This is a genomic window from Bradyrhizobium sp. Unk1 (assembly GCF_059512345.1).
The window spans coordinates 33607-53786 of sequence record NZ_JCAMOP010000038.1 but is presented as its reverse complement, the minus strand read 5'-3'; the positions used below and the strand labels follow the sequence as shown (position 1 = coordinate 53786).

Below are 20180 nucleotides of genomic sequence, written 5' to 3'. Positions count from 1 at the left end.
TATCTGCCGAAACGACGATCTGATCCAGCAGACCTTTGATGATCTCCCAAGCCATAGCCGAACCGCGTAGCACCGCCTCGATTGCGCTTCCACCAGCTCGCAGTCTGACGCTACGTAAGATTTGGTCGCTTCATACCAATCTAGATAGCGGCAGCGATATATAACCTTTGGCAATCGCAACGACCACCACAGGCACATAGTTGATTCTTGGTGGTGCGCATTTTCAGCTGCCCACAAACCTCACGTAGATCACCAGTACAAGTGATTTACTCCCACTCTCAGCCTGCATCGTCGTTTCGATCCAACGACGTCACTCGCTTGATGTTGATAAAGTTCATCGGTTGCAGAGCTCTCGCATCGAAGGTTCATTGCCCCTTCTTTCTGCCATGTTCGCACCCAAAGCAGAGACGCGCCGGTTGCGCACTTTGCGCGCGGCAACAGCGAGTATCTCAGGAGATTTCCATGGTGAAGCCAGTTGTAATTGTGGTCGGTGCGGACAAGGGAGGAGTCGGCAAGACGACCGTATCACGAACGCTACTGGACTACTTCAGCGTCAACAACGTGCAAATACGCGCATTCGACACGGAGTCGCCGCGGGGAACGCTGAAGCGCTTTTATCCCGAGATTACCGAGATCGTCGACATGACGACGACGGCGGATCAGATGAAGATCTTCGATACCCTGAACTCAGGGCTATCCGTCACTGTCATCGATGCTCGTGCAGGATTACTGTCCTCTGCGCTGGCTTCCTTGCGCGACATCGGATTTCTGGACTCGGCACGGTCTGGCCAGATCACGTTTGCCGTATTCCATATCCTGGGATCATCCATCGCTTCGCTAGACGAGATCGCGGAAACCGCGACCTTCATGAGCGGCGCAAAGTACTACCTAGTCAAGAACTTCATCAACGACACTCAATTCTTCCAGTGGGATCAAGCGACCTATAATTCCTATTTTCACCGCATCAAACATGCGACTGAGTTGGTCATACCGAAGCTTAACGAGATGGCTTATGAGCAGGTGGAAGTCGCATCCGTCCCATTCGTAGACTTTGTCGCAAACAAGGGGCGGAACGATGAACCCACGAACAACTCGTTCGTGCTGCGCGGCTATGTCCGGCACTGGCTGGCAAACGTCTGGAGCGAGTTTGATCGCATCAACTTGACGGAATTGGCCGGCGCCAAGTCCGCAACCCGGGCCGGCGAAAAGTAGTCGCATATTCGGCGGGCTCAGGTTGGGCCCACGTACAAACAAAATTGATCTGCTGGCTATGTTAGCGACCCCCATCTACATCATCTGCTCTCCTAGCCCGCAGGTCGGTAAAACTCTCATCGCTCGGGCCATGAGCGAGTTCTTGTTGCTGAAAAACGGCGCAGCGCTGTCGTTTGATGTCAACTTGAAAGAGCCGTCATTGCTCGACTACCTCCCCAATATCACGGAGACCGCGGATGTGATCGACACTTACGGAAAGATGCAGCTGATGGACCCTCTTATCATCCACGATCGGGTACCCAAGGTAATCGATCTCGGCTTTCACGCCTTCGACGAATTCTTCAAAATGTGCGAGGAGATCGGCTTCATGAAGGAGACGGCCCGCTGCTATGTCGCTCCTATCATCCTCTTCGTCGCGGGCGCTGACCGCATCTCCTTTCGCGGTTATGAAATGCTGCGGCGGCGAATTCCGCCGGCGTCGCTGGTCACCGTCCACAATGAATTCGTGCTGCGCGGCGAATTACCTGAAGCGATGGATGGCGAGCGGGTACTTCGGATTCCCGCGCTTCCGCTGTTCCTCAAAAGATATATAGACCGGCTTAGCTTTTCCTTCACTGGATATCTGCGCAACGAGAAGGACTGGTCCACCGAGCTGCATCAATGGATCCGACGGAACTACAGCATCTTTCGCGATCTGGATACGAGTGTGATGCTGCGAAACGCCTATCGATCTCGGGGCACGGATATCGACAGCCTACGTTGCACAAGGGCTACTTGAGATTCCGATCTGCTTGCCAGCTATTCGTCCGGCTATGAGCAGTCTTCAATAGCGTTCTCAACGGGACGCGAACGCATGAATTGCGGTGTACGAATCTGCAGTGGATTGCCCATCTTTACCGTGATCGTCCGCACCGATCACGCGACCGGCAGGACGGCAGCTCATTGGCCGAATAGCTCATGCAGACACGCCCGTCCTCGAAAGGATCGATGACTGTCTTCACCTTGTGAGCGGCTAGGCGGATCGACGCGCCCTTCCATCAGAGGAGCTCATAGATCAAGGCCGAGTTTCCCGAGCACCCGGTGCATGACCGCGCTTTTGATCTCGCGGGCGATCTCGTTTCGGATCTGGGCTCCGAGCACCCGCTCAGCATCGGCATCGCCTGTCAAACCTTCCTCGGCCAGTCGGAGATTCAGACGGGTTTGAAACTCTTCGCCCATCGCGTCGACGAGCCGCTCCTGCATGGCAGCATAATCTTCGGGCGCGATGCGCCTTGTCACGCTTTCCCACGGTTGCCAGCGTGTTGCCAGATAATCGGCAAATCCCGCCGCTTCCTGATTCCGCACCGATGCCCCAGCGCTGGCTACATCATCCTCGGTCACGTGAGAGACGTTCATGAAGCGCATGTCGGGAGCGATGTGCCGCAGCTCGAGCTGGTCGCGCAGCTGGGTCTGGTAGGCAAGGTAGACCTCGATTTCATCGACGTCCGCGTCGGGATCGGCACGACGAAGCGAGTTGACCCTCTTGCGCGCGATTTCGTCTAGCGCTTCCAAGCGAAACATGACGCGGCCGTGCTGGAGCAGTTCGCCCAATCGCCCGTCATAGACGCCGTCCTCGACATCAGCGTTCAGGCGTGCGGTCTGCATGCCGTTCCAGCCCAAAGTAACGCGATCCTCGCAACTCGCGTTCGCTCCCGAAGCCAACTCGAAATATTGCTCGCGCAAACGCGGCCTGACGGCTGCCTGCCGCAAATCTTCGGCGACCGCCTGGCGGAACGCCTCGTTGCCATAATTCACGGTGCCACGGAGCCTGTCGAGGAAGCGTGCATAGTCCGCGGCCCCCGCTTCATGACCGAAGTGCTGCCAAGCGGCCATTGCCATGGGCTCGTCCTCGAGCCAGTCCGCGGCAACCTCTTGCAGGGACCGCGGCTGAACTTCCACCGCTCCATCCGCCGTCGAGAAGAAAACCTGCGGGCCGGCATAGTGTCCGGCATGCATCGCTGTTGCAAGGCCGGCCTGCACCCAATCGGCGAGCGGATTATTCTCCAGATCAACGCTCGAATCACGACTTAGCTGCGTCAGCAGGGTCTCGGGCACGCTGGTCAGCTGGTTGTTGCTGGCGCCGAGCCACAGCAGCTCGGGCGGGACCGTCTGAGGCAGGCTGGTCAGCCGGTTGTGGCTGGCGCTGAGCCATTCGAGCTCGGCCGGAAGAGGCTCGGGCAGGTCCGTCAGCTGATTGTAGTCGACGTTCAGACGCTGGAGCCCGGCTGGAAGCCCGGGCAGGTGGGTCAGGCGGTTGCCGCTGACGTCCAACTCCTGAAGCGTTGCTGGAAGGCGTTCAGGCAAGCTGGTCAGCTGATTGTTGTCGACATTCAGCCGCCGCAATCCCGGCGGCAGCTCTGCGGGCAGGCGCGTCAGCCCATTGCTGATGGCATAGAGCCGCCGCAGCCCAGGTGGAAGCTCGGGTAGGCTGGTCAGCCGATTATTGCTGGCGTAGAGCCGTTGGAGGCTCGCCGGAAGGGTCTCGGGCAGGCTGTTAAGCTGATTATCGTCGACATTCAGGCGGCGCAACCCGGCCGGAATGGACGCCGACAAGGCGGTCAGGGACAGAGACGACAGATCTAACGGCTCATTGAGATCACCCGCGCCCCGCCAAGCCCTCGTTACCGCCTGTTGCCGATCCTCATGTTGCCCCTGCCCGTTTTCGGCAGCCCAGTCCGTCAACATCTCGTCCTGCGAGGCAGCCGCCTCGGCAGCGGACGCCTGAACGTCCGTTAAGGCCTCTCCCCAATGCGATGCGGCCGGAGAGCCCGGTTCGGAGCTTTCCGAATCGGACGTTGCGGAAGGAGTACCAGCGCCGAGCTGTTCTGCATTCATCGATGTCGTCTCTTCGGTAGCAAAATGAAGCAAACGCGCCGGGGCGGCGCATCTTAGAACTGGTAACCGGCCATGGAGAGCGCTCCACCGGCTAACTGCAATGAGGTGCGATCACACAGCGGGGCCGTCACACACCGCTGGCGCGAATACGCTGCTGCGAGTGCTACCGAGTAACTTCAGACGGGGCAGCGAACCCAGGCGAAGTCTCGCTCGTGGATCAGTTGATATTGGAGTCTATCCCGGTGTCCCCTGCCAGATCTAGCCCTTTGAGAAGGCTCTGCCAGCGAGTAGCGATGTTCATGATACGACAGCCAGCTGTCGACAAGCTGACAGACCGCGGAGCGACGAAACTGGACGGCTCCCATCAATTACACAACCTTAGGCTCAGCGCTACGCAGATGAATTACTTCGAGCTGGGCCGACTGGTGCCGGGTGCCGGCACCCTGGCAGCGGGACGCTTAGGCCGGCAACTTTGCTGTCGCTTGCGGAGGCGGGCCCACTGCCCCCTGCGTTCAAACGCTTATGTTAAATAGCTGAGCTAAAAGCTTGCAGCCACATCGCGCCTAATGCGCTCGGCCTTCTACGAGACGCGGCGCGCACCCGATGTTAACAAACACGGGCTCGCTAAATTTCTCCGATGACGAGCTCCCAGCCATTGACATCGGCCACAAAGACCGCCCCTCCCCTCTCGGCTCACCGTCGCGGATCTCGACGGGCAAGCGCTGATGAGACGGCACTCGACCCGTACGCGATCGACTGAATGATCGAACAGCTGCATCCGCACTGGTGCGACTAAGAATTTCTGTATGCCGAGCTCAATTTAGTCGATCCGCGCCGCGATCAATGAACTTGAGCATCGACTGCGCCTCGTTGATCTCGCGTGAAACACGTTTCAATATCCGTATTGCCATCTCCTCCGTCGCGATCAGTTCCGCTCTCTCGCAGGCTAGCCCAAAATGATGCATCACCTGCTCGTCAGAGGGCGCGATACGGTTCTGCAATAAGCTGGTCGTCAATGACGAGAGCATGTGCTCGACGACGTCATTCTCCGCCTGGCTCAAGTCCGTGTCCTTCTGATTTTTTGGTCAGTTCTGTAATCTTTGGCCACCACATCGCGTTGCGGCGAAGGATAGTCATCTTCGAAACTGCAGCTTCATGCCCGTTGAACGCTGCTATCAGAGATTCATTTGGTCGGTTACCTCACTGCTTGGACCTCTTCTCCTCAGCACAGGCGCACGGCTTCAGATAGCGTGAGTTGCGCGATTATGATAGCTCCACAGCGACATTCCGCCCCTTTGGAGTGCCGATCGAATGATGCTGCAAATATGGAAAGGACCCCTAACTCCGACCTTCCCAATCAGAACGTCGTCAAGTTGCGACACACGAGAAGCTATTCTCTCGCAAACGTCCCGTCCGGCCTGACCTCCGGCCTTTCGGCTCAACGCATTGCATATCGTGGCGCAGCCCCACGATCGTCCGGCGCGGATGCTTTCCTCGAAACTCGGCAGGAATAGATTGAAGCTCAACCGCCGCCTTTTGCTGGAACACCGAATGGTCGACGTTGCGCAGCTTCTTCGCGCGTGACCACCACTATTGAGAATGCAACGATGTCGCTGGCGCGATCGATTTCGCCTAGCGCCCCCGTGAGGCTGGTTTGAGAGGACATAACGACCTTCCGAGCTTTCACCGCAGCGCTCTGTGCGGCCGTCAGTGCTGCCGGTCATCGCCTCTGACCGGATATGAACAGTCTATTCGTTGAAGTATTTGCCTGCGAGCGCGGGCTGTTCACCCAGCACGCTTTCGCTGGACCGGTAAAAACGCGAATACGGCTGGGGTCAGCCATATTCTGCTGCCTGTATCGTTCCACCATCTAGGCCATCTCGCGACTCCAACTGGTCAGTGTACTTTAGCCCGACGTCCCGTGCGGACGATGCAAATGGCTCCCTGGCCATCGCCCGCAAGCGAGAAAACTGGCAATCAGCGCGCCGTCCCCATCGGTCTCCACTTGCGATGCGCCATCAACGCCTGCCAAGTGGGCCTTTTATCTTTTACGCATCAGCAAGCCTACAACCTGTCGCAGCGTGAGATTCAAGCTATTAAATCGGTCTTTTGAGGCAGACTGTGCACAGCGGATGTCGATAGCAATACTGTCCATGGAATGCTCAGTTGGCTCGACACTGCGTCTAGCCGACATTTGCCTCGCCCCAATCCCGGCGCGTGCGTCTCTTTGATTGGATGGCGCGTGCCGGGGATCGCAGTCAGGCTGGCTCGCCTTCCTAGAGCAATCGTCCCCATGGCTTTCTCATATTGTTGATGTGGTCCACCTCGCTCATAAATTATTTATCGGGTAAGCGATTGCGAATGCCGGGTACCACCGCGGGACTGACCAGCATCAGAGAGGAGGCGTTCGCAAGAAGCCGCCGCTCTACGCCTCTTGGGCCGCTAGAGCCCGACATCGCTACGGTCCGACTCGAGAGCTGTGACCCAAGTCATGTCGCGCCCAGCGACTCAACAGGCAACAAAGCCGTCAAGCCCTTGCAAGTTCCGCCGCCATCGACCATGGGTTGTGCGTTAATAGTTCCTGCTTGAGCCGTCTGCGTGTCGGACATGAATTTAACTGCTCCGGTTCTCGGTTTTTCTTCGCGCACCAATCAATCCTGTGGAGCGCAGGAATTGTGCAAGGCACACGATCGCAGCGCCGTGAAAACGCGAGGATCTGCTTCGATTTCTCGTCGCGCGCGCGATGTAGGGTGATACTGATGATAAGAGTGGCAAACATCGAACTGCTCGCCGAAAGACGGGCGTGAAGTCGCAAGTCCTCGGATGCAGTTGTTCGGCAGGAGTGCGGAGCCAAGGAATGGCCGCTCGATGACGATCGCCATAATTGATACTCCAGGGACGAAAGTGAACTATATCTGTGATGACTTCAATTGATGATACATTGAGTGAGATCAGATGGCTGCGGAACGAAATCTGGCGCTGCCGTCGATTCCTTAAAAGGGACCTACCTGGCACGGAGCGCAAGGCCGTTGAGAAGCGTCTGCTTGAACAGCTTTCTGCCTTTGAACGGCTCTTGTCGACGGCGTTTCCTTTGGCCTTGAGCCCTAAAGTGTATTCGGCCAAGAGCACCACGATCGGGCGAAGCGACTCGCCTGAAGCGCCCATCGAGAACGCCGCAATGGCATCAAACGGTTCCTTCGAGAAGTCGATGGGCGGCTAGCAAAAGAAGTTTCCTAGATCTATCTGCACCTTGAGCCCGGCAGTCGAGACGAAACTAATCCCCAGCTGAGAAATCTGAAGACCGCGAACAAACCTCCAACGCTCACATTTCGCCGGTCTTTTGCAAGTTATAGCCGATTTGGCCACCTGCCGGAAAATACTTGGTTGCCGACCACAACGCCGCAGATTGATGGGCAGCACGGGTTCCTGCAGATGTCCGGCTGTACCCACCACAGTTTACGCAGATGGTCATCTGGACCAGTTACAGCGGAGCCGATGGCAATCTCACGACGGCCTCAAAGTCGGCGGATGGCTGCAGCGGTGAACAAAGCAACTGCTGCAGTACGAAATCGAGGTTCAGAGCGCATTTCAACCTCGTAACACGCATAGGCGCACTATCGATCGCTGATTGAGGCCAATCGATCCACCGAGCTAGCCCACTGATAAATGAACTGCGGCTCGGCAGGCTGATGCTTCCAGCCCGACGACTTTCGGCCACCAAGCTGGCCAAACTCCGGCGCCCGTCAGTCTGAACACCTCACTGTCGCTCGATTTGTGCAACTGCCGCTCGGACGCCTCACTCTCGATGAAGGACGACCGGAAGCCTGTTGAGACGTCGTCTCGGTCCGTCGTTTCTGTCCGCCGCGGTTGGCACCATGCGGCGGCATTCGCCGCGCAAGTTCTTGAAATTGTCCCTAAGACAAAACATGGCTACGTCCACATCGCTACGCCCTGTAAAGCGGTCACAGAAGCGGATCACGTCTGGTCTGCACGACATCAAGACTTCCTCGGCCCGCCGATCTCGCGCGCGAGCGTGTCCTGTGCACCACGTCGCTGCGATCGCGATCGCGGCGAGGGCGGCTGCACAGCGATGCGCATTGCAAGTCCAGCCCATTCGTCGCTCTTGATTCACCAAACCTCTCTTAAGCCGCATATCCTTCACTATTGTTCTCTGCCCCGCGAGCATAACCTGTTTACCGGATTGGGCCGCCTCGGCAGCCACTGTCTCGCTGTTGGGGGGCCGACGCAATGATTACCGGCTTCCGAATCATTGCCCCGCCACGCGCAGCACGCTGATTGCGAAGACCGAAATACAGCAGAGATCGGCCGTTTAGCGCTCGTGTGGCGATGCTGGCTGCCAATACGGCGTTCTGCTTCGCAAGGCTACAACCTGACGCCACGGCTGATTCAAGCACTTTGAGCATCGTCAAGTGTGTGAATACGTTCTGAGACGGGCAGCATACCCACATTGGGGGCAGTAGGACGAACTCCCGACAACTGGACGCCTGACCGGCTGCCCCCGGGACGAACGTCCCCGATGTTGGTCGGTGACGCTCAGCCTGGTGTTGGGGTTGAGGGCGTCAAGGGCACGCATCGAGACGATCAGCGACAAGCTGCGTCGACGCAGCTCGCTTGTTCGCGGTCCCAACCAACTGACCTGCAGTGTCAAAGAGTTCCGTGCGATGGGTTTCCGAGAAGCACAGCCGTTTGGACCGACGGCCAGGATACCATGGCTGCATGGTGATTGTCGTAACTGTCACGTACGGTCGATTCCACGGCCTCCAGCCGCCTGCTGCTATTCACGGTGGGCAACTGCTCCAAACCAGCTCAGCGGCCTCGAGCCGCTGGCATGCCGGTTGCTACTAACACCGGCAGCGCGTCAGCCTGGGTGCAGCCTAGCCGGAACACGGAAGACACCATGCGTCGTCGACTGTTGCAGGTCTTTCGCGGACGGTCGCGGACCGCGCGTTACGTTCGCGATTCCACGATCTAGGACAAAAACGAGACATCACATGAGTAAATTAGCGGTACGCGAGCTTTCCTTGGCCGCCAGGTTAAGTGTTGTGGCCGCAGCTATTCTGGTTTCGCCAGCAGCAGGCGCCAATGAGGATTTGATGAGCGCAGCCAACCGGATTTTCAAACCGATTCCCTCAATCGTTCCAGCGGTGAAGGACAATCCTATCACCCATGAAAAGGTCACACTCGGCAAATCCTTGTTTTTCGATCCGAGGCTATCGGCGAGCGGGGTTATTAGCTGCAACACGTGTCATAATCTTGGGACGGGCGGGGTAGATGCCGGCCCGACGTCGATTGGTCATCGCTGGCAGCTGGGGTCACGTCGTGCGCCAACCGTCTATAACGCGGTCTTCAACGTGGCGCAGTTCTGGGATGGACGCGCGGCGGATCTTAAGGCGCAGGCCGCAGGCCCTGTCCAGTCCAGCGTCGAAATGAATGCGACGCCCGAACGCGTGCTCAGCACATTGAATTCAATGACCGACTATGTCGTTATGTTCAGTAAGGCTTTTCCCAATGATGCGGCGCCCGTGACGTTTGAAAATTTCGCCAAGGCCATCGAGGCTTTCGAGGCGACCTTGACTACTCCTGCCGCCCCCTTCGATCAGTATCTCGATGGCGACGGATATGCTCTCACTGATCAGCAGAAAGCCGGGCTGAAGCTATTCATCGAAAAGGGATGCTCCTCTTGCCACAACGGAATCAACGTCGGTGGACAGGATTACTTCCCGTTCGGCATGATTGAAAGGCCAGCCGAAAGCCTGCTTCCGAGGAAAGACAAGGGTCGTTTTTCCGTCACCAAGGATCTCGGCGACGAGTATGTTTTCCGCTCGGCGCCGTTGCGCAACGTCGCATTGCGCCCCCCCTACTTCCATTCTGGTCAGGTTTGGAGTCTTAAGCAAGCGGTTGGCGTGATGAGTGAGGTTCAGCTTGGCGCAAAGCTCAGCGATGAAGAAGCTGACGAGATTGTGGCCTTTCTGAATTCGCTCACAGGGCAGCTGCCAAAGATCGATTACCCTTTACTGCCCACGCGGACCATTGCAACCCCAAAGCCCTCCTTAGACAAATAGGCCTTCACGATAGCGACACGCTAGGTTGTGATTAACGAGGAAGATAGCGCTACCGCAACGAAATCAGGCGATGTCGCGGTCCAAGCTAGAGCATTCAACGGGCCCACATTGCGAGCCTCGAGCCCCAACCTGTTGGTCGCTGACGGAAGAATTCCTTAGAGGGCCTGTCAAATTATCCATCTTTGGAAGCTCAATCCTGGGTCACCTGGCATTGCAACGAAGGTCTGCGCGCCCTGAAATGCGCTCGCAATCGGTGCTGCTAGGAAGACGCTCTGCCGTAGCTCGCGGGCACCGCATATCATCTCACGTCAGCCCTTTTTCCAAGCGCCCGGCTGCCGACCTTCTCCTCCGCGCAGATCGGAAGGTGCCAAATCGGATGGCATGGACTTGTGCATCATTGACGAGTTTTACGGCCGCATATTCGCCAAAGCACCATCCCCAATCCAAGAGGCGATGGATCATCCTCAGCTTCCATCTGGTAGCTCCTGCATGTGCGGTTGCTGACGCGAGCGTCCAAAGTCCTACAATAAGATGCGGCGATTAAAGACGCTGGGTGGAGGCCGATACAAAGCCTCCCTTACCGCTAGGCGCGCAGAATCCTTGAAACGGCACGCGGATTGCTGGGCAGGGATCAACCAGTCGCCGCGAAGCAAGCCGTCGCGGCGAAACCGGAGTTCCAATGAGGTTTATCCGTTTCATCCTGATCGATCTGGCTTTGATGCTGCTCGCACCCGAGAATGCAGAGGCCATGACCATGGCTACCGGCGCAAACTTCAAATCGGCCACCAAAGCTGTGGGACCCTTGATGCGAATTTCCGGCTCCGAGCCAGTATTCAGCTCTGGCGCGAGCCGACATGTTTATCGCCAAACCTCTCAAGCCGCGCCATTTGGACATTCAGCAGAAGCCCTCCGCCCGGAGGAGCAGGCTGAGAACCTCGCGCTGCTGGACAGGCGCTTTGCCTCTCATTGGCAAGCGCACTGGGCAGCGTCCGATTGTCACGATCCTCGCGGCGCGGGGATACTCAACAAGCCTCTGGTCTTAACACCGATCTGCAGTCCGCCGCCGCACCTTATGCCCTCACGCGAGCAGAGACGCCGTTCTGGAGCGGCACAGGCTCGATTGTCGGAGGCATGGCCGTCATCTGCATTGCAGCGATTGTGCTCGTGACTTGGATAGGACGATACAGCACAGGCGCAGGTTCATGAGAGAAGCAAAAACGGGCTATATTGAGGTTGCCTTCAACGACTCTCTAGCAAACATCCCGCTTGATGCGCAATTCAGCCTGCCAGCCAAAGGCGTCACAGCGATTTTTGGTCCGCCCGGGTGCGGCAAGACCACACTCGCGCGCTGCATCGCTGGCGTGCAGCGTCTGCCCAGAGGATTTTGTGCGGTCGATGGAGAGATTTGGCAGGATGAGACGACGTTTCGACCGCCTCATCTGCGTCCCGTCGCATATGTATTCCAGCTATCAATTCTCCCTTCTCATTGGTCTGTACGGCGCACCCTCCTATACAAGGCGTCAAAATCGACACCGACACTGATCGATTTTGATGGTGTGGTCGAATTGCTCGCCTTGGCGCCACTGCTCGAGCGCTCCCCATCACATCTGTCCGCGGCCGAGCGACAGCGACTTGCCCTTGGCAGAGCGCTGTTAGGCCAGCCTCGGCTACTTTTGCTGGACGATCCACTCACTGTGCTCGACAGCTCCGCCAAATGCGAGATCCTGCCATTTCTCGAGCGCATGCGGGAACAGCTCCTATTGCCGATGATCTACATCAGTCATGATATCGCTGATATCGAGCGTTTTGCCGATCATCTTGTCATGATGAAAGATGGCTTCGTGACTGCGGCCGGGCCGCTCAATGTCGTTCAGAGCGATCCGGCGCTTGCCAGGCGCGGCGAAGCGGCAGTCTGTCTTGATACCTTGGTCGGCGGCTATGACGGACGCTATGGGCTGATCATGCTCCGCCTCAACGGGGCGCGGCTTCTGATACCTGGAGTGCCGCTTAGACCGGGCGCGCAGCTGCGGCTGCGCATCGCAGCCAGCGATGTCAGCATCGCGTGCGAGCCCCCACGTGCAAGCTCTATCCTCAATGTATTTCCGGCACGCATCAAAGCCTCTCTGCCGTTCGACGAGGCGGAGGTCACCTTGGTTCTGGCTCTTGAAACTGGCCGTTCTGGCATGCCGCTTTTGGCGCGCATCACGCGCCGCTCCTTTGATGCGCTACGGCTCAGCAATGGAGCGGACGTTTTTGCGGAGGTCGCGCGCGCCGTTCCGCTCGGGGCTGCCGAGCGGTGCTTGCAACGTCTGCCACGATCCGCATGAGAGCGTTCGACAGCTCTGCCCCGATACGAGAAACACATCAACAGGAACCCGGCCGTGATCGATAATCTGGATGAGATAGATCCGAATAGTGTGCGGGCTATTCTCTACCGTCCAAAAGACGATGTGGATAGGCTACTCGCCGATTTCGCTCAGGATATCGCGCAGCAAGGCGTACGCATCGGCGGCATCGTGCAGCGACACTCGAGGTGCGCAAATGGCACGCAGGTCATGCTCGCAGTCGACGTTGCGACAGGACAAGAGATCTCGATTTCCCAGCCACTCGGCAGCGGAGCTATGTCCTGTAATCTCGATACAAATGGGCTTGCCGAGGCCGCAGCCGTCGTTTCCCAGGCACTTCGCAACGAGATCGATCTTCTCGTGATCAACAAATTCGCCAAACAAGAAACCGCCGGCCGGGACCTGCGCGCCGAATTCGTTGACGCGATCACCCGAGGCGTACCAGTCCTGACAGCCGTTCCGAAGAAATGCCTTGCCGACTGGCGAACCTTCACCGCGCGCGTTGGCACGCTGCTGCCTTGTGATCGTCAATCCTTGGAGCAGTGGTGGCGCGAGATCTCAACGCGCGTGGCGCGCAGCGGGGCCTTCAGCCCCAGCTGCGGTTATTTGGGGACGACGATACCGGACCGCTTGATGACGACAGTGAGACTGTCGAGCACGTCGTCTCCGAAATCGCCCATCAAACTCTTTCACCGCCTGCGAAAACAGCCTTAGCTCTGGCGTCCGCTCCCACGCTCTGTGCCACGTGATGCCTCGCGAACGGCTGATTGCGGACCTTCAATGGCGAGACGTCGCAGTTCAACCAGCCGCACGCGCTAACCAGTTCAAGCCGACATCAACCCCTCAGTCGGTTGTGCAGTGCCCGCCGGTCGACTACGAGATTGCTAGGGTTCAGGTCTGGCTGTCGTCTCCCCGCCAACCGCCTGGCCAGCGCCCGCGTACCGTGGAGCACAAAGACACCGCAATCGTAGCCGTTCCTCTGATGGCGTATGGATGCGTTTTGCAGGTTGGCCCCCACGCGTTGTGCGAGCATTGCTGCAGGCCTATCATTGTGCCCCCTGGAGGAGTCGTCGTGGTAGGCAACGGGATTGTTGCGATCGCGGCGGTTCGCCAGCAGCAGCGACCAATGGGAGCCGCGGTGATTGAGGTCCGTAGCGCTGGCATCGTTCACCGGATGAACAGGAAGTCGGCTCTATCATTCTCATTCCGATCATCGACAATGCGATGGAATGCGCGGAGCGCGTCCGCCTCGGTACCCTGGTCCACCCGAAAGGCCATGAGAAGATCTACAAATCGTATCCGGCGGGCGAGTTGGAATTGCTTCCCCGCAACTCCTGCGACAGGAGCTCGTAGTCCCGCTGGATATGCTCGTCCCCCAGCCAGTCCCTGGCTCCGAGCACCCGCCCGCTGCGGTCGCCGGCAGAGGGACTCGCACTGGAAGCGGCGACCTGGGCATTAGGAACCGAGGATGGGCCAGGATGATGAATAAGCTGAGCGTCGCGGCGTTCTCGCAGACCCAATGTGATGGAGTAGGTCTGACCGTTGATGGAGACCGGCTGCGGTGCCATTCGCGAACTCGGCAATAGCATTTTATTGTCCAATACATCGAGCAGGAAATCCGGCACCGGCTGTGAGCCATGCTGCCAATCCTCGCCGACGAGATATCCTATATCCTCGAGCTCTTGCGGCATGCCTGACGGCCCGATGAAGAACGGGGGTCTGCCGGCAGGGTCAGCACCGGCCCTGACTGGGCAGCGTCACGCATGTCCTGCGGTGTGGACGGCAGGTCAACCAAAGAACCAAGACCGCGGTAGATATCTGAGGACCGAGCTGGCTCGCCCTTCGGCGTTGGAAAGTCGAAATAGGACGGCAGTTGCGGGGACCAAGTCGGGCTCGACCCAGCCTGCTCCCGCAAGCCGGCCTGACCAAACGGGCCTAACACCGGCGGCCACTCACTTTCGGACGGCGGCGTCGGCAAATCTCGCATCCAAGTCGGGGAACCTGCTCTTTGAGGAAAGGGTACACCCAGGGCTCTGTTTGCCTCGACGACTTGCACATACTGCCTGGGCTTATTGAGAGTCACGCCAGATTTCGCTTGGCCTCGGCGTAAGCCCGGTAGTCTGCATCCAGCGAGCGTTGCTGCTCATTATTGCCGTTGATTCGGCTCGCGATGCTCTCCTTGCCCTCTGTGCTGAGCCAATCACTGAACTTGCGTTGCGCCGAAGCAGTACTTTGAATGGTTTTTCTCCTATGCTGGGAACTCGGGTCGAGCTTGCTCAGCTCTTCGTTGGCAAGGCCGCGATGAGGCTGTCGTCGTCGTCGTAAGGACGAAATCCTTGTTGGGGCTCGAGACCTAGGTTCTCTAAAGGGATCGAGTGGGGCCGTCCGCTTTGTGGCTTTATTGAACGCCGCATAATCTGCGTTCAATGACGATTTCTACGAATTGCCGTCGATTCTGTCCATGATGCTTGGCCTGCCCTCCCTCTGAAGCCAATCACTAAAGGAGCGTAGCCGGGAAACCATCGTCGAAACGGCGGCTTTCTCTTGGTCGCATCAGATCCAAGCTTGGACAGAGCGTCGGTCAAAAAGTCATCGATGGTGGAGATGTCCTCCGGATGAGCCGACAATGTTTCGCGTCCCATCAGTCGGGCCCCGGCACCGACAGCTTGGAGCCCGTCAGCCCCGATCCTGCGCAGATGAGAAGTGCCGTGCTGGGGCGGTCACGATCATCGCCGCCAGCTTCGGCGTACTCGTCGATGTCGGCGGCGAGCGACCTTGGTTCATTGAACGCCCGAAGAGCCAATGGCCCCTTATGATGTGCTCGGAGCCAACGAGCAAACGTGTTGAGCGCCTGCACATTGGACTTGATCGTAGCAGCCGGGACCTTTCCATTCCCCCGGCCTCTGGTACCATCGGGAGCAATTCTGTAGTCTTTGACGTTTTCCACGAACTGGCGGATCATCCGCTCGTCCTGAGACTGTACAACCTGACGCTACGTAGAGTTCAAGCCCCAATCGCCGCCGACGGCGAGCTTGGTTGGCTTTCAAGCGTTTCAGGATCCGGCAAACCCTCGAGCCTGGTGATCTACCGCCGCTTCAAGCGCCTCAATGCGCGAAGCGCCGTAGCCTATGATTACTCGCACCTTGTTTGGCAACGGCGAGCAACTGGTCTTACTAGCGCAATCTGTCGTCTCGGTAATACAGCCGCTCTTGTTTGCGCCAGATGCTACGAACCTCGCCCTTCGTCAGGTTCAGTATTTCCATTAGATCTCGGCAGGCCGACAGTCATTTGGCACATTGATGGCGAGATGCGGCAGTTTGCTCTAAGGGACGCAGAAGGGGCTTTGACCAGACGCTTGCAGGCGAAGATCTCAGGCGGTCGCGCAAAGCAAGACTGTTTTCATGAGTTTTGGCAAGGAAGCGCTTGGCTGCACATTTTTCGCTGATCGACCACTCCTGAGAACGGATGGCATATAGCTTGCTTCAACAATGAAGTCACCTTCTACAGAAAGAAAATTTGTGAGGACAGCATGCTCGGAATTGGAAGTCAGTTGCCGCCGTTCGAAATCACAGGGGTGAAACCCGGTTTTCAAGCGCAGGAGGAAGGAGGACAGAGTGCATTCGAGACGCTGACCGAAGCGAGCTTTCCAGAACAATGGAAGATCATCTTCTTCTATCCCAAGGATTTTACCTTCGTATGCCCGACAGAGATCGCTGAGTTTGCCCGGCTGTCCAAGGAATTCGCCGACCGCGATGCGGTTGTACTGGGTGGTTCGACTGACAATGAGTTCTGCAAGCTCGCTTGGCGGCGCTCACATGTCGACCTGCACAATCTGCCAATCTGGCAGTTTGCCGACACAAAGGGAACGCTCGTCGATGGTCTTGGCGTGCGTTCACCCGAAGGGGTTGCCTATCGTTACACCTTTATTGTTGACCCCCAAAATACGATCCAGCACGTCTATGCGACCAATCTCAGTGTCGGGCGCAGTCCTAAGGACACGCTCCGCGTTCTGGACGCGCTGCAAACTGACGAGCTCTGTCCTTGCAGCCGCGAAATCGGCGGCGAAACCTTGAAGGTTGCTTGAGGCAGCATGTCGTCGATCGAACAACTAAGCGACAGGATTCCCGATTTCGCGAAGGATGTCAGGCTTAACTTGACCTCCTTGGTGGCCGATGAGACGCTTTCGCCGCAAAGAAAATACGGGCTGCTGCTGGCGAGCGCGATTGCCACCCGCAATGCAGCCCTGATTGCCGCCATGGAATCGGCTGCGTCCGCTGTGATGACATCTGTGGCGATCGCCGCAGCGAAAGCCGCAGCCTCCCTGATGCCAATGAACAACGTCTACTACCGCTTCGCTCACCTCGTTTCCAACCCGGAATACAAGACGATGCCGCCACGGCTGCGTATGAACGTGATCGGTAATCCCGGCGTGGACAAGTCCGATTTCGAGCTGTGGTCGCTTGCGGTCTCCGCCATAAACGGCTGCGGTGCCTGCATCGATGCCCATGAGAAGACACTGAGAGCCGCGGGCGTCAATTCCGAAGCGATCCAGACCGCCGTGCGGTTTGCCGCGATCATGCAGTCAGTGGCGATCGCAATCGAGGCCGCTGGGCCCAACCCCTCTCAGGCGAGGGGTTGATCCCTCCTCTGCCATCCGATCGACTGCGTTGTGGCGCCATTCAGTGACGCCACAACCAGTCCTTCGCGGCTCCCGAACGACATCTGCAAGTCATGTCTTGCGCAGCGTCCCCACGAAAGAGTGTCTTGCTCGAATTCCAGGTGCCGTGCAAGTGACGCGGAATGCGCCACAGATGCGGTGAGACCCTATCACCTACTCCGTCGCACCACGGCCCTGTTCCACCATCACCCAAACTTAAACTGCACTCCATATCCGCCGCGCGGATGGCTCCATTCGATGTCGCCGGTGGGCTCGGCGATCACGCGGCAGGTACCGCACTCGATGCAGCCGTCAACTGTTATCTCGACCTGGCCGTCGTCGTTGAGCTCGTAGCATCGCGCGGGGCAGGCTTTCAAAAGTGCAAGTAGCTGCGGCGATGGCGTCGTGTGCGCACGGACTTTGACGTGAGGGTGACCGATGTCGACAAGATAGCGGTTGTAATACAGCTTGTCTTCGACGCGCACTGGGGGTTCGACATTCATGCTTTGACCTTCCATTGTTGGGCTTCACACTGTCGCGGTCAGCGCCAGGCCCGGGCAAAACGACAAGCATCGCCGAACAGACCTGTCCATGACCGCGCCTTGACAAAGGATTTCAGAGTCGCCTTCTCCTTCTCAACCTTAGGCGTACCATCGACGCGCACAAAGTTTTGCATCGCCTTGGAGATGAGCTGCGGATAGGTGAGAAAGAAGTTTTGTGACTGGGTATGCATTAGGGGCGGCATATCCTTGTACTTCTTTAGATCTTTGATGACGAAGGAATCGTCTAGCATCTTCTTGTAGATCGACAGATTTGTTGCACTCATCGGCTCGCCGCGCGATTTCACCAGGCCTATCGCTTCGGCGGCGATGCGGCCGGAAGTCATCGCGAGATTGGAACCCTCACGATGAATGGCATTGTTGAGTTGTGCTGCATCGCCCACTACGACCCAGCCTTCCCCATAAAGCTGCGGGATCGACTTGTACCCGCCTTCAGGAATGAGATGCGCCGAATACTCCTTGACTTCCGACCCTGCTATCAGGGGCGCCACAGAGGGATGGCTCTTGAATTGATCGAGCAGGCCGTAGGGCGTCTGGCCCGTGCGCTGGAAGTCGGCGACGAGACAACCCATGCCGAGCGAAATGCACTCTTTGTTGGCATAGATGAAACCCATTCCGGTCATGCCGCGGGAAATGGTACCGGCCGCCTCGATCACGACGCCTTCATCGCCCTTGAGATTGAAGCGCGCCTCGATGGTCTCGCGAGGCAAGAAGTGCATCTCCTTCACCGCGAGCGCAACGTTATCGGGGCTCGGCCGCGCGCGCAGGCCCGCGCGCGTCCCGAGCAGGCCATTGACCCCCTCGGCCAGCACGACGACATCGGCATGTATTTCGCCGTCTCGGCGATCTGTACGAACACCGACGATCCTTTCACGCTCATCCCGTACGAGCTCCGTGACTGTCGTCTCGCACAGCAAGGTCGCGCCAGCCTCCCGCACCTTGGAAGAGAACCATTTGTCAAACTGGGCGCGTATAATCGTGTACCGGTTCGGCCGTTCCTCGTTGAAGTCGTCTGAACGGTAATGCATGCCGACATGGGAGCGATCGTCCATCATCCAGAAACGCTGCTCAATCAGGTGACGTTCGAGCGGCGCCTCCTCTCGAAACTCGGGGACCAGCTTTTCCATCATGTCGGCATAGAGGATGGCGCCCTGCACATTCTTCGATCCAGGATATTCGCCCCGCTCGAGCTGCAGCACCTTCATGCCGCGTTTAGCCATGGTCAATGCCGCCGCGTTGCCGGCCATACCGGCTCCGACCACGATCGCATCGAATCTCTCTTCAATCATCATCATCTCCTCTAGACCGCGATCCGGGCGCGCGAATTCGGCAAAAGCCGGGCGCGAAATGCGGTCGTCAGCGCCGGCAGCAATTGGATGGCGTCACTGACGATCGCGAGATGGGCAAAGTCGAAGATCGGAGCGTTCTTGTCAGTATTGACGGCGACGATCAGATCCGCGCCCTCCACGCCAACCCGGTGCTGGATCGCGCCGGAAATGCCGGCGGCGATATAAAGCTTTGGCCGGATGGTTTTCCCCGTCTGGCCGATTTGCCGGTCAGACGTAACCCACCCTTTTTGTACCAGAGGACGCGAGCAGCCATATTCAGCGCCAAGCAGAGTCGCGAGCTCGCGCACCAACCGAAAGTTCTCAGGCGATCCCAGTCCCAGGCCGCCCGCAACCACGACATCGGCATAGGCCAGATTGGACGTTTCTGCATCGCGGTCGGGTAGGAACGACAATACTTTTGTGACAATATCGTCTTCGACAAGGCCGAGCGGATGGACGATGATACGAGCGGCATCGCGTACGACGCGCTCAGGCATCGGCATGACCCGCGGGCGGATGGTTGCCATCTGCGGACGATAATTCAAGGTATAGATCGTGCAGAGCAGCGAGCCGCCAAAGGTCGGACGCGTCGCCGCAAGTGAACCATCGGCGTCGACGTCCAGCGCGGTGCAGTCGGCAGTGAGCCCCGTCGACAGGGTCGTCGCCACGGAACCTGCGAGATCGCGACCGAGCGTCGTCGCCCCCAACAGTAGGATCTCGGGCTTGTAGGTATTGACGAGTTCGGTTAGCGCTTTGGTATAGGATTCGTTGCGGTAATCCGACAAAACATTGTCGCTCACGAGATAGGCCAAATCGGCGCCGTAGCAAAAGGCGTCAAGCGCGGCGTTACGTGTGTGCTGCCCCTCCGGACCGATAACGACAGCGGCAAGATTTACCTTTAGCCTGTCGGCAAGCCTGCGCCCCGCACCCATGAGCTCCCATGAAACCGGATGCACCTGGCCACGCTCCAGCTCGACGAAGACCCAGACGTGCTTATACGCCTTGAAGTGCTCCGGCAGTTCTTTTTTGGCTGCTGCGCGCCCGGCCGGCGCCGACATGGCCGTTCTGGTGACATTGCTCATACTCTAAATTCCCCTCAAAGATAGGCGCGCCCGCGCCAC

16 protein-coding genes are annotated in these 20180 nt (G+C 58.0%); 9 read left to right on the top strand and 7 right to left on the bottom strand.

Translation table 11 applies throughout. The features are described from left to right. The first annotated feature begins 462 nt into the window (after positions 1 to 462). Together AC5ZFO_RS36040 and AC5ZFO_RS36035 are read left to right on the top strand one after the other, a co-directional pair. Entirely contained in the window at positions 463 to 1212 is a 750-nt protein-coding gene (locus tag AC5ZFO_RS36040; RefSeq protein ID WP_282524042.1) for a P-loop NTPase family protein, read from the top strand. 58 nt (positions 1213 to 1270) lie between these two features. Then, a complete protein-coding gene (locus tag AC5ZFO_RS36035; RefSeq protein WP_282524043.1) occupies positions 1271 to 1990 on the top strand; it encodes a hypothetical protein in 720 nt (239 codons plus the stop codon). Between the two features lie 269 nt (positions 1991 to 2259). On the opposite strand, the gene AC5ZFO_RS36030 is transcribed toward AC5ZFO_RS36035, so the two are convergent. Continuing rightward, positions 2260 to 4086 (bottom strand): NEL-type E3 ubiquitin ligase domain-containing protein, encoded by a 1827-nt coding sequence (locus tag AC5ZFO_RS36030; RefSeq protein WP_282524044.1) that lies wholly within the window; start codon positions 4084 to 4086, stop codon positions 2260 to 2262. 815 nt (positions 4087 to 4901) lie between these two features. Continuing rightward, the gene (locus tag AC5ZFO_RS36025) at positions 4902 to 5147 is read right to left on the bottom strand and encodes a hypothetical protein (RefSeq protein ID WP_246788856.1); all 246 of its coding nucleotides are present in this window, start codon (positions 5145 to 5147) and stop codon (positions 4902 to 4904) included. Positions 5148 to 7027: 1880 nt separating this feature from the next. Between AC5ZFO_RS36025 and AC5ZFO_RS36020 the strand changes: the two genes are divergently transcribed. From AC5ZFO_RS36020 to AC5ZFO_RS36000, 5 genes are all read left to right on the top strand, one after another. Further along, on the top strand, positions 7028 to 7306 hold the full coding sequence (locus AC5ZFO_RS36020; protein ID WP_496123265.1) for a hypothetical protein: 279 nt from the start codon (positions 7028 to 7030) through the stop codon (positions 7304 to 7306). Between the two features lie 1792 nt (positions 7307 to 9098). Further along, positions 9099 to 10169 (top strand): cytochrome-c peroxidase, encoded by a 1071-nt coding sequence (locus AC5ZFO_RS36015; RefSeq protein ID WP_282524047.1) that lies wholly within the window; start codon positions 9099 to 9101, stop codon positions 10167 to 10169. Between the two features lie 679 nt (positions 10170 to 10848). Further along, the gene (locus tag AC5ZFO_RS36010) at positions 10849 to 11337 is read left to right on the top strand and encodes a hypothetical protein (RefSeq protein WP_282524048.1); all 489 of its coding nucleotides are present in this window, start codon (positions 10849 to 10851) and stop codon (positions 11335 to 11337) included. A 34-nt stretch (positions 11338 to 11371) separates the two neighbouring features. Then, a complete protein-coding gene (gene modC, locus AC5ZFO_RS36005; protein ID WP_496123264.1) occupies positions 11372 to 12496 on the top strand; it encodes a molybdenum ABC transporter ATP-binding protein in 1125 nt (374 codons plus the stop codon). A 54-nt stretch (positions 12497 to 12550) separates the two neighbouring features. Beyond that, the gene (locus AC5ZFO_RS36000) at positions 12551 to 13228 is read left to right on the top strand and encodes a DUF2478 domain-containing protein (RefSeq protein WP_496123263.1); all 678 of its coding nucleotides are present in this window, start codon (positions 12551 to 12553) and stop codon (positions 13226 to 13228) included. A 572-nt stretch (positions 13229 to 13800) separates the two neighbouring features. On the opposite strand, the gene AC5ZFO_RS35995 is transcribed toward AC5ZFO_RS36000, so the two are convergent. Next, positions 13801 to 14205, bottom strand: coding sequence for a hypothetical protein (locus AC5ZFO_RS35995; protein ID WP_496123262.1), 405 nt, complete (start codon positions 14203 to 14205; stop codon positions 13801 to 13803). 950 nt (positions 14206 to 15155) lie between these two features. Then, entirely contained in the window at positions 15156 to 15476 is a 321-nt protein-coding gene (locus AC5ZFO_RS35990) for a hypothetical protein (protein ID WP_496123261.1), read from the bottom strand. Positions 15477 to 16043: 567 nt separating this feature from the next. Between AC5ZFO_RS35990 and AC5ZFO_RS35985 the strand changes: the two genes are divergently transcribed. Then, the gene (locus AC5ZFO_RS35985; protein ID WP_282524052.1) at positions 16044 to 16598 is read left to right on the top strand and encodes a peroxiredoxin; all 555 of its coding nucleotides are present in this window, start codon (positions 16044 to 16046) and stop codon (positions 16596 to 16598) included. A gap of 6 nt (positions 16599 to 16604) precedes the next feature. After that, on the top strand, positions 16605 to 17153 hold the full coding sequence (gene ahpD / locus AC5ZFO_RS35980) for an alkylhydroperoxidase, AhpD family (RefSeq protein WP_282524053.1): 549 nt from the start codon (positions 16605 to 16607) through the stop codon (positions 17151 to 17153). 224 nt (positions 17154 to 17377) lie between these two features. Here the strand turns inward: ahpD and AC5ZFO_RS35975 are convergent, their stop codons facing one another. From AC5ZFO_RS35975 to AC5ZFO_RS35965, 3 genes are read right to left on the bottom strand one after another with little or no spacing between them, the layout of a single operon-like run. Next, positions 17378 to 17674 (bottom strand): ferredoxin family protein, encoded by a 297-nt coding sequence (locus AC5ZFO_RS35975; protein ID WP_282524054.1) that lies wholly within the window; start codon positions 17672 to 17674, stop codon positions 17378 to 17380. 38 nt (positions 17675 to 17712) lie between these two features. Continuing rightward, the gene (locus AC5ZFO_RS35970; protein ID WP_282524055.1) at positions 17713 to 19020 is read right to left on the bottom strand and encodes an FAD-dependent oxidoreductase; all 1308 of its coding nucleotides are present in this window, start codon (positions 19018 to 19020) and stop codon (positions 17713 to 17715) included. Between the two features lie 11 nt (positions 19021 to 19031). After that, the gene (locus AC5ZFO_RS35965) at positions 19032 to 20141 is read right to left on the bottom strand and encodes an electron transfer flavoprotein subunit alpha/FixB family protein (RefSeq protein ID WP_496123260.1); all 1110 of its coding nucleotides are present in this window, start codon (positions 20139 to 20141) and stop codon (positions 19032 to 19034) included. Between the last annotated feature and the right edge of the window lie 39 nt (positions 20142 to 20180).

Bases quoted from the DNA above. Each gene is read 5' to 3' on its own strand.
- AC5ZFO_RS36030 (WP_282524044.1), bottom strand. From the start codon at position 4,086: ATGAATGCAGAACAGCTCGGCGCTGGTACTCCTTCCGCAACGTCCGAT.
- AC5ZFO_RS36035 (WP_282524043.1), top strand. From the start codon at position 1,271: ATGTTAGCGACCCCCATCTACATCATCTGCTCTCCTAGCCCGCAGGTC.
- AC5ZFO_RS35990 (WP_496123261.1), bottom strand. From the start codon at position 15,476: ATGATCCGCCAGTTCGTGGAAAACGTCAAAGACTACAGAATTGCTCCC.
- AC5ZFO_RS36010 (WP_282524048.1), top strand. From the start codon at position 10,849: ATGAGGTTTATCCGTTTCATCCTGATCGATCTGGCTTTGATGCTGCTC.
- AC5ZFO_RS36040 (WP_282524042.1), top strand. From the start codon at position 463: ATGGTGAAGCCAGTTGTAATTGTGGTCGGTGCGGACAAGGGAGGAGTC.
- AC5ZFO_RS36015 (WP_282524047.1), top strand. From the start codon at position 9,099: ATGAGTAAATTAGCGGTACGCGAGCTTTCCTTGGCCGCCAGGTTAAGT.
- AC5ZFO_RS35995 (WP_496123262.1), bottom strand. From the start codon at position 14,205: ATGCCGCAAGAGCTCGAGGATATAGGATATCTCGTCGGCGAGGATTGG.
- modC (WP_496123264.1), top strand. From the start codon at position 11,372: ATGAGAGAAGCAAAAACGGGCTATATTGAGGTTGCCTTCAACGACTCT.
- AC5ZFO_RS35975 (WP_282524054.1), bottom strand. From the start codon at position 17,674: ATGAATGTCGAACCCCCAGTGCGCGTCGAAGACAAGCTGTATTACAAC.
- AC5ZFO_RS35985 (WP_282524052.1), top strand. From the start codon at position 16,044: ATGCTCGGAATTGGAAGTCAGTTGCCGCCGTTCGAAATCACAGGGGTG.
- AC5ZFO_RS35970 (WP_282524055.1), bottom strand. From the start codon at position 19,020: ATGATTGAAGAGAGATTCGATGCGATCGTGGTCGGAGCCGGTATGGCC.
- ahpD (WP_282524053.1), top strand. From the start codon at position 16,605: ATGTCGTCGATCGAACAACTAAGCGACAGGATTCCCGATTTCGCGAAG.
- AC5ZFO_RS35965 (WP_496123260.1), bottom strand. From the start codon at position 20,141: ATGAGCAATGTCACCAGAACGGCCATGTCGGCGCCGGCCGGGCGCGCA.